The sequence below is a fragment of the Actinoalloteichus hymeniacidonis genome (assembly GCF_014203365.1).
Lineage (GTDB): Bacteria > Actinomycetota > Actinomycetes > Mycobacteriales > Pseudonocardiaceae > Actinoalloteichus_A > Actinoalloteichus_A hymeniacidonis.
The window spans coordinates 1941931-1956174 of sequence record NZ_JACHIS010000001.1 but is presented as its reverse complement, the minus strand read 5'-3'; the positions used below and the strand labels follow the sequence as shown (position 1 = coordinate 1956174).

The window sequence follows — 14244 nt, the reverse complement described above, 5'->3', positions numbered from 1 at the left end:
ATCATGGCCGTCGAATCGCTTCCGCCGCATGTCGTGGCGCTCTTGGAGAAGCCGAACCCCGCCGTGATGGCGACCCTGCGCAAGGACGGCACGCCCGTCTCGGTCGCCACCTGGTACCTGTTCGAGAAGGGCAGGATCCTGCTCAACCTGGATGCCACCCGCACGAGATTGGCGCATCTACGCCGGGATCCGAGGGTCGCGCTCACCGTGATCGAGGAGGGCAACTGGTACAAGCACGTCAGCATCCAGGGGCGGGTGGTCTCGATCGAGGACGATCCCGAGCTGGTCGACATCGACCGGTTGTCCACGCACTACGGGGGGAAGCCGTATCCGAATCGGACGAGCCCCCGGGTGAGCGTGTGGGTCGAGATCCAGCGATGGCACGGCTGGAACATCGACAACGGCTGATGCACGTCGTCAGCCCGCGAGCACCGCTCGCACGGCGGCGGTCAGCTCCGTTCCCGGCCCGGCGAGCAGGACGCGCAGGTGGGGGCTGACCGCCTCGAACGCGCCACGCTCGCCCAGTTTGATCAGGCTGAGCAGTGCGCCCGCCGAGGGTGTCGGCACCCCTTGGGCGGCGAGTGCCGCCAACACCGTCTCGTCGTCGGAATCGGTGCGGCGCACCGGCTTCCCGGTCGCGGCGGCGACGGCGGCGGCCAATTCGGTCAGGTCGAAGGCCGAGGCGGCGGTCAGCTCGCCCTGTGGTCCCGCGATTCCCGGTGTGAGGGCGGCCAGCCCGGCCGCCGCGTAATCGGCCCTGGGCGCGGCGGCGAACCGTGCCGCACCAGCGGGCGCGGGCAGCTCGCCGGTCTGTGCCGCGTGTCGGATCAGCGGTTGGAACGCCTCCAGGGAAAGCGCCACGCGGAGCACGGTGTGGTCGATCCGGCTGTTGCGCAGGTGTTCCTCGATGCGAGCGTGGAAGGCGATCGGGGACAGCTGTGCGGCGACGATGCTGAAGTAGACGACGCGGCCGACGCCCGCCGCTCCTGCCTGATCGATCAGCCCGGTCAGTAGTCCGGCGCCGCCGTCCTCGGCGCCGGTGCCGCCGGGGGCGGGTGCGATGAGGACGCCGTCGGCGCCGTCGAAGATCGCCTCGTCGACGACGGTCCTCTCGATTCGGGCCGCCGCCGAGTCCGCAGCGGCCTGCGCCTCGGCGCCGTCCGGCGCCGCTGGCGTGCCGAGGTCCAGTCGGCGATGGGCCTGCCCGTTCGCGGTCAGCTGGTCGACGGCCGCGCGGCCCAGTGGTTGGTCCGCACCGACGACGACGATCATGGTGAATCTCTCCTTGTGCGCTTCGGGGCTGGCGTCGTCACCGTAGTCGGCGCGGGCGCGGCGAGGTCCGCCGGCGGTGCGATGTGATCAGCTCGATTCGTCGGCCTTCGGTTCCCCACCCGCCCGCCGATCGAGGAAGCGGATCAACAGCGGCAGGACGGTCAGCAGGACGACCAGGCGAATCAGGTGCATTCCGGCGACCACCGCGCTGTCCCCGCCCAGACTGGTAGTGGCGGCGACCAACTCCCCGACGCCACCGGGAACCATGCCGAAGACGGCGACGGTCTGGTCGACATCGCCCCAATACGACAGCAGCACACCGAGACCGACCCCGACGCCGAGGATCGTCACCACGGCGATCAGTCCGGGCACCAGCAGGCTGCGGAAGACCCGCAGCAGCGAGGGGCCGAGCGCCGATCCGACGACGGTGCCGACGACGACCTGCGCGGCGATCTCGATGGCGCGAGGCAGGTTCTCCGGGGTTCCGGTGATCGCATGGAAGGCCCCGGCCCCGGCGATACCACCGATGAGCGGCCAGAGCGGAATCCGCCCCAGTTTGGCGAGCAGGGCACCGAACGCCCCGGCCAACAGCAGCGCGAGAACCGTCATCAGCGCCCCGCCAACCACACGAGCAGCGGCATCACTGCCAGCACCACCGAGGCGATCCGCACCAGGTGGATCGCGACAACAACCTCCAGGCGGGCGCCGACCTCGATGGCGACCGCAGACATCTCGCTGAAGCCACCGGGCGCGCAGGCCAGCAGGCCCGTCTTCAACTCCATGCCGAATCGTCGGGACAGCAGCAGCGCCAAGCCGACGTCGACCAACAGCAGGAACACCACCCCGAGCAGCACCGGTAGGGCGAGGTGGAGCAGCGTGGCCAGACTGCCCGCGTCCAGCCGGGCGCCTGCCACGCAGCCCAGCAGCAGGAGTCCCAGCCGGTTGACCCATCGGGCAGGTCGGAATCCCGTCCACCGCGCATTCACCAGGGCGCTGCCCGCCACCGCACCGAAGATGCCCCCTGCGGGCACGCCGAGCAGCAGCGCGAGGGCGGCGCCGAGGGATCCACCGAGGAGTAGGCGCAGGGTCGGGATCAACTGACGTAGTGCCGCGCGGCCATCCCACGATCCGCCCTTGGCGGCCATCCTGCTCGGCCTCCCCTCTGTCCGTCCGGGTGCGTCGAGGCCTCCTCGGCGCTCTTCGGCTCGGGTGTCGGCCGGCTACCGACCGGCCCGACCCAGTGCGGGTGAGACTTTCACGCGGTGCGCCCCGGTAGTGGGTATTCGTGGCCAACACGACAACGCCGATGCGCGGCGGTGCGTACTCGAACGTCTGGGCCGCCCGGTGCCTCCGTCCGCCACGAGCATTAGATTCGGTGGACACTGAAGCAACAGGGGCAACGAGTTCCCCGGTGATCTCGGTCCACGCCGACGGCGCGCTGCTACGTTGGGTGGCAGGGCGATCACTGACGAGCAGGGTCGGCATCCGAAGGGGAGCGCGTGACATGGTGGATTCGGTTCTGATCGCTATCGCCGCCGTCGTGGCCAGGCAGGCATCAGGCCTGCTCGCTTCCGGTGTGCGTAGCGCGGCGGCCGCACTCGCCAAGGCCGTCGGCGAACGGTTCCGCTCCGATCCGGAGGCGGAGGCCGCGTTCACCGATGCCGCAACCGACCCCGAGGACGAGGAGAGCGTGCAGCGGCTCGCCGAGGCGATCGATCGCGCCACCAAGGCGGACCCCGACTTCGAGCACCGACTGCGCACGCTCTGGGCGTCGGCCCGCACCGAGGGCACCGCATCACACGGCGGCGTCGTCAACCAGATCTCCGGCAACGTCGGCGGCAACGTCGTCCAGGCCCGCGACATCCACGGCGGCATCAACTTCGGCAAATAGCTAGCCCGCGATGCGGCGCGCCAGGCAGGCGCGCCGCTCTGCACGCGTGTCCTGAGCGGACCACGTCGCCGGGTTGGGCAGGCATAATGACTCGGGTGACCGCCGTGCCGCCGCCGTCCGAGGAATCGTTGCTGGGACACGTCTTCCTGGTGCCGCATCGGAGCGACGAGCGCACGCAGCACGCCGCGACCCGCACCGTCCTGGCCGCGCTCGGCCAGCCCACGCCGTCGCCGGTCCTGGTCGCCGCCTACACCGAGTTGCTGCAGCCCTATTACCACTCGCTGTGGTGTCCACGCGCGATTCTGACCGCGCTGGATCGCAATCCCGAACAACGCGCCTATCCGATGAACGCGGGGGCCGCCGCCGATCGGCTCGCCGAACAGGACCGGCGGGACCGGGGTGCCGGGCGGAGTCGCGATGACGAGGATCGGATGCTCACCCCGATGGAGCGGGTCGTCCGATCCCGGTTGGGCAACTGGAATCGCTCGACGCCCCCGATGGAGGGCTTCCGTTCGCTGGAAGAGCTGTCGGCGATGCTGCATCGGCGGGCGCAGAACGAACATCGGTCCACCGGACCGGTCGCGGCCCCCGGCACCAGGGAACGGGTCACCTCCCGGTTCCGCAGGCCGACGCGCGCGGACGCGGTGCGCCGGGTCCGGGAGTCACAGGACAAGATCCGCAACGCCCTGGACCGACTCGGCCCCGCCTTCGAGCAGCCAGAGGACCGCCGGTCCACAGCGGAGATCTCCGGACGAGCATGGGAATCCACCCAGCGGGAGCGCACCACCTACTACTTCGACACCGACGTCACCGCGGCGGAACTACCGGCCGTACAGGCATTGCGCAGCATCCGGAACGGGCCGGAGACGACGGAGCCCGCCGACGAGAACACGGTGGCCGAGCTGACCGAGGCGGCCCGCCGTGCCCTCATTCAGCATCAGCGGCAACGCCGACGCGCCTCGCGGTTCCGGGTATCGATGAATGCCATCGACGCCTATCTGGAGTCGCTCGGCGGGGTCCGGTCGGACAACCATCGGTCCGATCTCTAGCGGGTGCTCTTGTTGCGGCCCCCGACGATTCCCTCGGCGATGCCGATGAGCAGTACCGAGGCGATGACGGCGATCACGAAGCCCAGGACGTTGAGTTCCATGACGTCGCCCGTGCCGAGCAGGTTGGCGATGGTGCCGCCGATGACCGATCCCACCAGTCCGAGCGCCAGGGTGGCGAGAAGGCCGAGGTTCTGCTTGCCGGGCTTGATCAACCGCGCCAACGCTCCGATGATCAAACCTGCCACGATGAAACCGATCACGTCGTCCTCCCGGTGTTCTGCGCCGTATATCCCCTTGTCAATCTACTGTTCTGCGCACGAACCGACGATCTCGGCGAGCCGACCCGTCCGAGGTAATCGACCTTCGTCTCCCTGTGGCACCGGGATGTCCCGAGGCGGATCACCTTGGTGACCAGCGCGTTCGAGTTATAGTTCCGCACGGAAAAAAGGGAGCCACGTGCCGGACACCTCCAAGAACCGACGAGCCACCGCGGCCGACGTCGCGCGAGCGGTCGGCGTCTCTCGGACGACGGTCGGGTTCGTACTGAACGACACCCCGGGTCAGACGATCTCGGCGAAGACCAGACAGCGGGTCCGGGCCGAGGCAGCCCGGTTGGGCTATCGCCCATCGCGCGCCGCGCGGGCCCTGGCAGGCGGCCGCAGCGGCATCATCCTGTTCGTCCTGCCGGACTGGCCGGTGGATTTCGCCCTGCGTCGGTATCTGGAGGAGGCCGCGCAGGTCTTGGCCGACGCGGGCTATTCGTTGGTGACCCACACTCGCCGGGCCGCCGATCGGGCCCGCCCGTTGTGGGAGCTGCTGGACCCCGAGGTGGTCTGCGGGATACGCCCCTTCGCGTCCGACGAGTTGGCGTCCATGCAGGACTGCGGGATCACCAGAATCCTCCCCGAGCCGGGGAACCCCGAGTCCGACGCCGCGTTCGCGCTGATCGGCACCGCTCCGGAATCGCAGGTTCGTCACCTACACGGACTCGGACATCGCAGACTGGCGTTCGCGGGCTCGGCCGAGCCTCGGTTGGCAGAGTTGGTGGCGCTGCGGGCCTCGATGGCCGCGACCTCGGCGGGGGAACTGGGGATCGCCGAACTCGACCGTCGCACGGTCGATCACCGCGACGACTCCGCCCGGCTCGCGGTGACGTCCTGGCGGGAGGCCGGCGTCACGGGAGTGGTGGCCTACAACGACGAGATCGCGGCGGTGGTGGCGGGCGCGGCCGTGCGGGCAGGCATCCGGATTCCCGAGGAGCTCGCGGTCATCGGTTCGGATGACACCCCGCTGGCCTCGATGTTCGTGCCGTCCCTGTCCAGTGTTCGGTTGGACGGCGCGGCGGCGGGCCGCTGGGTGGCCCGGCTGGCGTTGTGGCACGCGGGCGCCGCCGACTCCGCACCACCGACGCCGGACCTCGACCTGGTGGTCGTACCCCGCGAGTCGACGGGGCACGACCACCGCTGAGGGCTCCGGGGCGGCATCCGCCCGCGATGACGACGGTCCGAATCAGGCCGTCGCCTCGCTACGGCGGATCATCTCCGCCAGCGCCTCGTCGGAGACGGCCGCCCCGGTGAACACCAGGAACTGGCGCATCGGCATCGAGGAGATCATCGCCAACACGTCGGCGCTGCCCAGCACCGATTGGCCCTGTTCCTCGGGCAGGTCCCCGGCCAGTGCGGAACGGAGCATCGGACCGACCACGGGGTGGGCGAACCAGTCCCCCACCGCCGAATCGCGGGAGAGCCGGGAGTCGACGGGGTCCCCGTCGAGAGTGAGCACCGACTCGCGCAGGACCTCGGAGGCGTCCCGGCAGACCTGCACGCGGTACTCGCCGGGGGCGATCCGCCAGCAGGCGGTCTCGGTGTCGTAGAAGGCGAAGGACCGGCGGTCCAACGGCAGCTCGACGGTGCGGGTCTCGCCCGGTTCGAGGGCGATCTTGGTGAAGGCTCGGAGTTCCCGGGTCGGTCTGCGCACCGCGCCCGCCTCGGTGGCGACGTAGACCTGCACGACATGCTTGCCTGCGCGATCGCCGGTGTTGGTCACGGTCACCGAGGCCACCGCGGTATCGGGTCCGGTCGATTCGAGGCTCAGCGCATCGGTCGCGAAGGTCGTGTAGCCGAGGCCGTGGCCGAAGGGATAGCGCACCGCTCGCCCGACGGTCTCGTAGTAGCGGTAGCCGACCATGACGCCCTCGCCGTAGGACACCCGGCCCGCCTCACCGGGGAAGTTGAGATAGGCGGGGTTGTCCTCAAGGCGCAGTGGGATGGTCTCGGCGAGGCGACCGGAGGGGCCGACCACGCCGAAGAGCACATCGGCCAGCGCGGACCCGGCGGCCTGTCCCAGCAGCCAGCCTTCGAGGATCGCGTCCACCTCGTCGTGCCAGCCCTCCAGCGAGACGACACCACCGTTGGACAGCACCACGACGGTGCGCGGTGCCACCTCGGCGACGGCCCGGATCAGGTCTCGCTGTGCGGCGGGCAGCTCGATGACCTCGCGGTCGAAGCCCTCGGATTCCTCCCGGTCACCGAGTCCGGCGAAGACGATCGCGGTCTGCGCCGCCGAGGCCAGGGCCACGGCCTCGGCGCGCAGGGCGGCCGGGTCGGTGGCGGCGTCCTCGTCGATGGCGAACCCGGCCGCGTAGCCGACCTCCCGACCCGCCGCGCGGGCTAGCTCGCGAATGGCGTCGAGGGGGACGTCGATCCGGGTGGGATTGAGATGGGAGCTGCCCGCGCCCTGGAATCTGGGTCGGACGGCGAACTCGCCGATCACCGCCAGTTCCGAGGCGGCGTCGAGGGGCAGCACGGCGTCATCGTTCTTGAGCAGGACCGCGCAGTCCGAGGCCAGTTCACGGGCCAGGGCGTGGTGCTCGGCCACGTCGTAGGACCGGACCGGGTGGTGGTGTTCGCGCAGGGCCAGTACCCGGCGCACGGCGGTGTCGACCCGGTCCTCGGAGAGTCGGCCGTCGTGGACGGCGTCGACCAGTTGTCCGTCGGTGTGCCCGGCGCCCGGCATGACGAGATCCAGGCCGGCGGCGAGGGCGGCGACGCGATCGCCCACCGCACCCCAGTCGGAGACCACGGCGCCCTCGTAGCCCCACTCCTGGCGGAGCACCTCGGTGAGCAGCCAATGGTTCTCCGACGCGGACACTCCGTTGATCTTGTTGTACGAGCTCATGACGGTCGCGGGCCGAGCCTGGCACACGATGCGTTCGAACGCGGCCAGGTAGATCTCGCGCAGGGTGCGCTCGTCGACCTCGGCACTGATCCGCATCCGCTCGGTCTCCTGGTTGTTGACCGCGAAGTGCTTGACCGACGCGCCGGGCCCCTCGGCTTGGAGCGCTCGGACATGGGCGGCACCGAGCACCCCGCTGAGCAGCGGGTCCTCCGAGTAGTACTCGAAGTTGCGGCCGCACAACGGCGATCGCTTGATGTTCACGCCCGGTCCGAGCACCACGGCCACCCCCTCGGCGATGGCCTCTCGGCCGACGGCCGCGCCGAGCCGGGCGGCCACCTCGGGGTCCCAACTGGACCCGACGGCCACCGCGAGCGGAAAGCAGGTGGCGGGTTCGGAGTCGTTGATGCCGAGATGATCCGAGGCGCCCGCCTGTTTGCGGATGCCGTGCGGCCCATCGGTGAGCACCAACGACGGTATGTCGTGCTCCTCGATCGCCGTGGTGCTCCAGAAATCCCGTCCCGACAGCAGCGATGCCTTCTGCTCCAGGGTGAGACGGTCGGGCTCGGTCCTCGGCGTCATCGGCTTCCTTTCCGTTCGCGATCCGGATCGGGTGCGGCGTCGTGGGTGTCCTGGCGAGTGTGCGGGATGGCGAGCTCGCAGGCTTACGGCGCCGGCACGACTTGCGCGCGCTAGTAACCGCGATGCTAGGCAGCGGAACTAGCGCGCGCAAGTACAGTCGCAGCCGAGTGCGCGGGCGCCGATCAGCCGTCCTCGACGGTGTCCCCGCTTCCGAGGCGTCCGCGGGTCACGAGGTCGAGGATCGCCCGCCCAGGTGTCGCGCCAGGAAGCGTTCGAGCGTGCCGTACAACTCGATGTTGCTGTCCGGGTTGATGAACCAGTGCCCCTCGTTCTCGTTCAACAGATACTCGACCTCGGCGCCCCTGGCCCGCAGCGCGTCGACCACCCGGTCGGAGTGACGGCGGTGGACCCGGACGTCGTTGGCGCCGTGGACGAGCAGCACCGGCGCGGTGATGTCGTCGACCCGGCTGATCGGCGAGCGGGCCAGCATGTCGGCCTCCTGCTCCGGATCGTCCGGGTCGCCCATGTAGGGCAGGTAGCTGTTCGCCACGCCACGCCGGGCGAACGGGACGACCGATCTGACCAGGTCGACGAGGTCGGACATCCCGGTGTAGCTGATCGCCGCGGCGAACCGGTCCGGGGTGAAGGCGGCCCCGACCAGGGCGGAGTACCCGCCGAAGGAGCAGCCGTAGATCGCGGTCCGACTCGGATCGGTGTAGCCCTGCTCGATCGCCCAGTCGAGCGCGTCGATCAGGTCGTCGTGCATCCGTCCGGCGAACTGGCCGATCGCGGCCCGGGTGTGGGCCTTGCCGTACCCGGTCGAGCCTCGGAGATTGACCTGCAACACCGCATAGCCCCGATTGGCCAGCAGTTGGACCTCCGGGTCGTAGCACCAGCTGTCGCGGTACCACGGTCCGCCGTGCACCAGCACCACGGTCGGCAGGTCGCGTTGTTCGATCCCGATCGGGAGGGTGAGGTGGCAGGGCAGCGTCAGCCCGTCGCGGGCCGTGATGCTGATCGGCGTGACCGGGGCCAGCTGGTCCGGCTCCAGGTGCGGGAACGGTCGGAACAGCAGCCGGGCTTCTCCGGTGACGTGGTCGTAGAACCAGGTGACGCCGGGGTCGCGGTCGTGGGTGAAGTCCACCACCCACCGCTGTGCCGTGGTGTCGCAGGAGACGTGTGCCAGGTCGCCGTCGGACAGTTCGGCCAGTTTGGGCAGCACCTCGGCGAAATGCGGGTGGAGCGGGTGGATCTCCTGCCGGGCGCCCAGGTATCGGCAGCCGAACAGTTCCCCGGTGCCCGTGCTCAGGATCAGCGAGGAGGGGAACCTCGGGTCGGCCTCGGGGCGCGGGGTGTCCAGGTCGAAGACGGGGTGGCTGTCGACGCCGATCTGCTCGCCCGTCGCCAGGTCGAGCCGCACCAGCCGGGTGCGGTCCGAGCCGCGCGAGGAGCCGATCCACAGTCCCTCGCCGTCGGGGGTGGGCGCGACCGGCAGCACCCCGAAGATGAAATCGGCACCGAGGAACCGGCTGATCAATCGAGGTTCATCCGTGGTCCACTCCCATAGCGCCTGGTCGCCGCTGTCCTCCACGGTGAAGGCCAGCAACCGGTTCCGCGTGCACAGCCAGCTGGTGACGTCGCCGGGGCTCTCCGCGATCGAGGTCAACCGACCGGTCGTCAGGTCCAGTTCGAACAGGTCGATCATCTCGGGGCGGCGCTTGTTGAGCTGCACGAAGATCGTGGTGGGCCGATCCGGTGAGAGTTGGGTGCCGAGCAGCCGCACACCGTCGAAGGGGGTCAGGTCGACGGCCGGATCATCGGGTCGGCTCGGATCGGCGCGATGCAGGTGCCAGTTCTCGTCGCCGTCGGTGTCCTGATGGAACAGTAGATAACGGCCGTCGACGCTCCAGAAGAAGGTGTCGATGTTGCGACGCTCGTCGGAGGTGATGCGCCGCGCACCCCCGTCCTCATCGTCGGGAGTGGCCCAGTCGGAGTCCACGTCACGGAGGAAGACGTTGAGCCGACCGCGCCACGGGGCGAGGTAGGCGACCTTCGTGCCATCCGGGGACAACACGGCCCGACTGCGGGTGGGCAGGCCGAAGAAATCCTCGACGGCGATCAGCTTCGATGGGGCGGTCATGATGGCTGGGTCCTCATTTCGATGGGTGGGTACCTCCGAGTGCAAGGCCTGACGTCGCGTCGCATGCAAGGCCATCGATCCGTGAGGTGCGGCACAGCAGATGAAGGTCGTGGTGTTGCCGCAGCGAGCCCCGCCGCACCTCGCCACAGAACGGCGAGATCAGCCGAAGGGATCGAATACGTCAGCGCTTCCGCCAACCGGCGTACCGATCGGCGTGCCACAGGAGACACCGATCACCTCCGAGGCCGATCGGCTCATTCCTGCTGCACGCGACTCCGACCTCATCGTGCACGAGGCCGACCGGTCCGTAGAGCATCCAGAGGATCACCGTCGCAGACTTCCCGACATCGTCGATGTGTCCGGCCGAAAGCCGACCTCGCCGCCACCCACAACAGCGGCGAGGCCGGCCACGTCCTCGCTGTGCTAGCCGCCCGTTTCGGCGGTCATCGCCTGCGAGGCGGCGAAGCGCAACACGCTGCCCTCACCGTTGGCCGACAGGTAGAGGGTCCCCTCGCGATCCACCGCCAGACCGGCGAAACGGGGTGGCAGACCGGGCATACCGTGGCTGAGGACCGCCGTCTCCCCTGCCGAGGCAGTCGGCGGCGGACACACCGGCAGGTCCTCGGCTTCGATCCGTTGTCCACCTTCGATGAGGTCGATCGCCAGGATCCGCCCGTGCTCGGTCTCCACCACGAACACCTCGTCACCCCGAACGGCCAGACCCTGCGGAGCGCCGAGACCCTCCGCGATGATGACGACCTCGCCGTCATCGATCCGAACGACGGCACCGCGTCCGTCCTCGCTCGCGTAGAGGCGTTGCCGCTCGTCGAGTGCGACGTCCACGGGGTGCGTCAAGCCCTCCGCCAGGACGGTGACGGTGTCCTCGGCATCGATGGCCAGGATGCGGCCCGCCCCGGCTTCGGCGACGACGAGCACTCCGTCGGCCCGCACCGCCAGGCCCATCGGCCCGTCCAGTCCGTTGGCCCGCACCCGCACGGACCGATCCGAGGGATCGTAGGTGCGCACGTCGCCGAACTGCGAGGTCACATGTAGTAGGCCGCCGTCCTCGGCGATGCCGTGCACGAAGATCAGCATCTCGCGGGTGAGCACGCCACGCGGCTCGGTCTCGGCCTCCACCGCCGGGGCGGTCTCGGCCGAATCCGGGCTGGCCACTCGATAGTGGTCGGCCGCGTACACCGTTCCGTCGCCGCCGACGGCCACGCCGAACGGACCGTCGAGTCCCTGCGGGACGACCTCCCTCGTCCGCCCGTCGGGATGCAACTCGGCGATGCCGCCGCTGGCGAAGCTGGAGACGAACATCCGGTTCTCGGCGTCGAAGGCGGCGTTGTCCAGCCCCTTGATCCCGCTGGTGACGATGGAACGGTCGCCGGTGCCGAACAGGTCGATGCTGGTGACGATGCCTTCGACACCGCGAGACAACACGACCAGGACACCGCCTCGGTCGAAGCGCACCGCGACCGGCTCGTGCACCTCCGAGGCGACCAGCTCGGGTGCACCGCCCTCTGGCGATATCCGGAACACCTGGTCGGTGAACATGTGCGGGTAGTAGAGCTTGCCGTCCGGGCCGAGTTGCATCGCGTTGCCGACGACCAGATCGTCGGTGAGCACCACGGGCTCGCCCCCGTCGGGAAACAGCTCCACCAGCCTGCCGTTGCGCTTCATCTCGTTGACGAAGAGCCGATCGCCGACACAGGTGATGCCGTTGGGTACCGCCAGCTGGTCGGTGACCAGCACGAACTCGCCCCGTGGGGTACGCCGCCACACCCGGCCGGGGACCAAGTCGGTGATGTACATCGAGCCGTCCGATCCGAAGGCCAGATCGTCCGGAGACCGCACCGGCCCGTCGGGCGACACCACGACCTCGACGTCGCCGGAGGACAGGTCCACGGCGCTGATCTGTCCGCCCAGATACTGCGCGACGTACAGGCGGCCGTCGGGTCCGAACGCGACCCCGTTCGAGCCCCACAGCTGGTTGGGCCTGGTCATCCTGCGCACCTGCCAACGGGTGCTGCGCGGCGGCCTGCGGCCGGGGCCGTCGAACCTGCTGCGGTGCTCGGGCTGCGGGGCGCTCACCTCGGATCGACCAGTACGTCGTCCATCCCGCCCTCGTCGCGCCAGCGCCGGAGCGTCTGGTGGAACACCACGGGTCCCTCGCTGTAGGTCTCGCCGTGCGGCCGGGGCATTCCCTCGTTGTTGTAGTAGCCGGGGGTGCATTCGGCCTGGAATCGGTACTGGTCGGGCGCATTGGCCCGCAGTTGCATCACCCAGGCGTCCTCGGCGGCGGCGCTGGGCTCGACGTACCGCGCCCCCCGATCACGGGCGGCGACGACGACCTCGGCGATGTGGGTCGCCTGCTCGTCCAGGACGTGCACGAAGTTGAAGGACGCGGCATTCTGCAACGGGCCCAGGTGGAACAGGTTTGGATAACCATGGCTGTAGAAGCCGTGCAGCGTCTTGGGTCCCCGCCCCCAAGCCTCGGTGAGCGCGACACCGCCACGGCCGTACACGGGCAGACTCCCGGAGAGCACGCCCGACACGCCGACCTCGAAGCCGGTCGCGAAGATGATGCAGTCGACCTCGTATTCCTGCTCGCCCACCACCACGGTCTTCTCGGTGATGCGTTGGACCCCGCCGTGATCGGCGGTGTCCACCAGGGTCACGTTCGATCGGTTGAAGGTCTCCAGGTAGTGGTCGCTGAAGGTGGGACGCTTGCACATATAGCGGTACCAGGGCTTGAGCGCCTCGGCCGTGGCCGGGTCCTCGACGACCGAGTCGACCCGTGCCCGGATCTCGTTCATCTTCTTGAAGTCGACGATCTCGCCCAGGTACTCCCGGTCCTCGGCGGACAGCTCCGAGGCAGCGTTGGTCGGGATCAGGTTCTCCAACAGCCGGGAGACACCGGTCCAGGCATCGCCGACCAGGTCCTCCTCGACCTGTCCGCCATGGACGATGTTGAGGAAGTTCTCCATCCGACGGCGTTGCCAGCCCGGCGTGAGCGACTCGACCCAGGCCGGGTCGGTGCGCCCGTTGTCACGCACGTCGACCGTGGAGGGCGTGCGCTGGAAGACGTACAGCTGTTCCGCGTCGCGACCCAGATGCGGCACCACCTGGATCGCGGTGGCACCGGTGCCGATCAGCGCGACCCGCTTGTCGGCGAGCCGATCCAGCCCGCCGTCGGCGCTGCCGCCGGTGTACCCGTAGTCCCACCGGCTGGTGTGGAAGGTGTGGCCCGCGAAGTCCTCGATGCCGGGGATGCCCGGGAGCTTGGGCTTGCTCAACGTTCCGCTGGACACCACCACATGCCGGGCCCGCATCACGTCGTCGCGGTTGGTCCGGACGATCCACTCCGAGGCCTCGTCGTCCCACCGGAGTTCGGTGACCCTGGTCTGGAAGCAGACATCGCGGTACAGCTCGAAGTGCCGGGCGATGGCGCGCGCGTGCTGCCGGATCTCCTCGCCGGGCGAGTACTTCCACTCGGGGATGTACCCGATCTCCTCCAGCAACGGCAGGTACACGTAGGACTCGATGTCGCAGTGGATACCCGGATAGCGATTCCAGTACCAGGTGCCGCCGAAGTCCCCCGCCTCCTCGACCATCCGGATGTCGGTCTGCCCGGCCTGCCGTAGGCGAGCGCCGGTCAGCAGGCCACCGAAGCCGCCGCCGACGATCAGCACCTCGACGCGGTCGGTCAGCGGTTCCCGGCTGATCGTGGTTTCCAGGTACGGATCGGCGGCGTAGTAGCCGAATTCGCCCTCGGTGCGGCGGTACTGCGCGGCGCCGTCGGGGCGGATCCGCCGCTCTCGCTCGGCGCGATACCTGGCGCGTAACTCGTCCGCGTCGAAGTCGAGCTGCTCCGCGAGCGGTTCGGGAGATGACGAGTGGATCGACATGCATGCCTCTCTGTTGTGCGACTGCATCGAGAGATCCCGTGCAGCCCATGGGCCGGAAGAGCGATCGGCATCCGGTGAGATCGGTACTGCTCGAGCGGTGTCCAGGCAGGCGAGGTTCGCTCGGTCGGGTCGTTGTCCGCCGAAATCGGCCTGCATAGCGCTACCGGGATTGCGGCTGCTCCACGGTCGATCCACCGGGAACTCCGGTGTGCACAGCGATCGACG

The 14244-nt window shown here is 69.3% G+C and carries 12 protein-coding genes; 4 read left to right on the top strand and 8 right to left on the bottom strand.

Annotated elements, in window-relative coordinates; translation table 11 throughout:
* Nucleotides 1-3: 3 nt before the first annotated feature.
* Nucleotides 4-408, top strand: coding sequence for a PPOX class F420-dependent oxidoreductase (locus BKA25_RS08810; RefSeq protein WP_069850685.1), 405 nt, complete (start codon nt 4-6; stop codon nt 406-408).
* 9 nt (nt 409-417) lie between these two features.
* Here the strand turns inward: BKA25_RS08810 and BKA25_RS08805 are convergent, their stop codons facing one another.
* The 3 genes from BKA25_RS08805 to BKA25_RS08795 all read right to left on the bottom strand — a co-directional run bounded on the left by BKA25_RS08805 (nt 418) and on the right by BKA25_RS08795 (nt 2417).
* Nucleotides 418-1272, bottom strand: coding sequence for a Rossmann-fold NAD(P)-binding domain-containing protein (locus tag BKA25_RS08805; RefSeq protein ID WP_069850687.1), 855 nt, complete (start codon nt 1270-1272; stop codon nt 418-420).
* 87 nt (nt 1273-1359) lie between these two features.
* Nucleotides 1360-1881, bottom strand: coding sequence for an AbrB family transcriptional regulator (locus tag BKA25_RS08800; protein ID WP_069853872.1), 522 nt, complete (start codon nt 1879-1881; stop codon nt 1360-1362).
* Nucleotides 1881-2417, bottom strand: coding sequence for an AbrB family transcriptional regulator (locus BKA25_RS08795; protein ID WP_069850688.1), 537 nt, complete (start codon nt 2415-2417; stop codon nt 1881-1883). Before BKA25_RS08795 ends, BKA25_RS08800 begins: the two co-directional genes overlap by 1 nt.
* Nucleotides 2418-2776: 359 nt before the next feature.
* Between BKA25_RS08795 and BKA25_RS08790 the strand changes: the two genes are divergently transcribed.
* Nucleotides 2777-3163: a hypothetical protein gene (locus BKA25_RS08790; protein WP_069853873.1), complete on the top strand. Its 387-nt coding sequence runs from the start codon at nt 2777-2779 to the stop codon at nt 3161-3163.
* A 95-nt stretch (nt 3164-3258) separates the two neighbouring features.
* Entirely contained in the window at nt 3259-4212 is a 954-nt protein-coding gene (locus BKA25_RS08785; RefSeq protein ID WP_157421164.1) for a hypothetical protein, read from the top strand.
* Here BKA25_RS08785 and BKA25_RS08780 read toward each other — a convergent pair.
* A complete protein-coding gene (locus tag BKA25_RS08780; RefSeq protein ID WP_069850692.1) occupies nt 4209-4472 on the bottom strand; it encodes a GlsB/YeaQ/YmgE family stress response membrane protein in 264 nt (87 codons plus the stop codon). The two genes, BKA25_RS08785 and BKA25_RS08780, sit on opposite strands and share 4 nt — an antisense overlap.
* Before the next feature lie 196 nt (nt 4473-4668).
* Between BKA25_RS08780 and BKA25_RS28345 the strand changes: the two genes are divergently transcribed.
* A complete protein-coding gene (locus BKA25_RS28345; protein ID WP_069850694.1) occupies nt 4669-5679 on the top strand; it encodes a LacI family DNA-binding transcriptional regulator in 1011 nt (336 codons plus the stop codon).
* Nucleotides 5680-5721: 42 nt separating this feature from the next.
* Here the strand turns inward: BKA25_RS28345 and BKA25_RS08770 are convergent, their stop codons facing one another.
* From BKA25_RS08770 to BKA25_RS08755, 4 genes are all read right to left on the bottom strand, one after another.
* Nucleotides 5722-7968 carry a glycoside hydrolase family 3 protein gene (locus BKA25_RS08770; RefSeq protein ID WP_069850696.1) on the bottom strand — a complete coding sequence of 749 codons (2247 nt, stop codon included), beginning with the start codon at nt 7966-7968 and terminating at the stop codon, nt 5722-5724.
* A 226-nt stretch (nt 7969-8194) separates the two neighbouring features.
* Entirely contained in the window at nt 8195-10108 is a 1914-nt protein-coding gene (locus BKA25_RS08765; RefSeq protein WP_069850698.1) for a S9 family peptidase, read from the bottom strand.
* A gap of 423 nt (nt 10109-10531) precedes the next feature.
* Entirely contained in the window at nt 10532-12202 is a 1671-nt protein-coding gene (locus BKA25_RS08760) for an SMP-30/gluconolactonase/LRE family protein (RefSeq protein ID WP_069850700.1), read from the bottom strand.
* Nucleotides 12199-14019 carry a flavin-containing monooxygenase gene (locus BKA25_RS08755; RefSeq protein WP_069853874.1) on the bottom strand — a complete coding sequence of 607 codons (1821 nt, stop codon included), beginning with the start codon at nt 14017-14019 and terminating at the stop codon, nt 12199-12201. The genes BKA25_RS08760 and BKA25_RS08755 overlap by 4 nt, the downstream gene beginning before the upstream one ends.
* Nucleotides 14020-14244 lie beyond the last annotated feature (225 nt).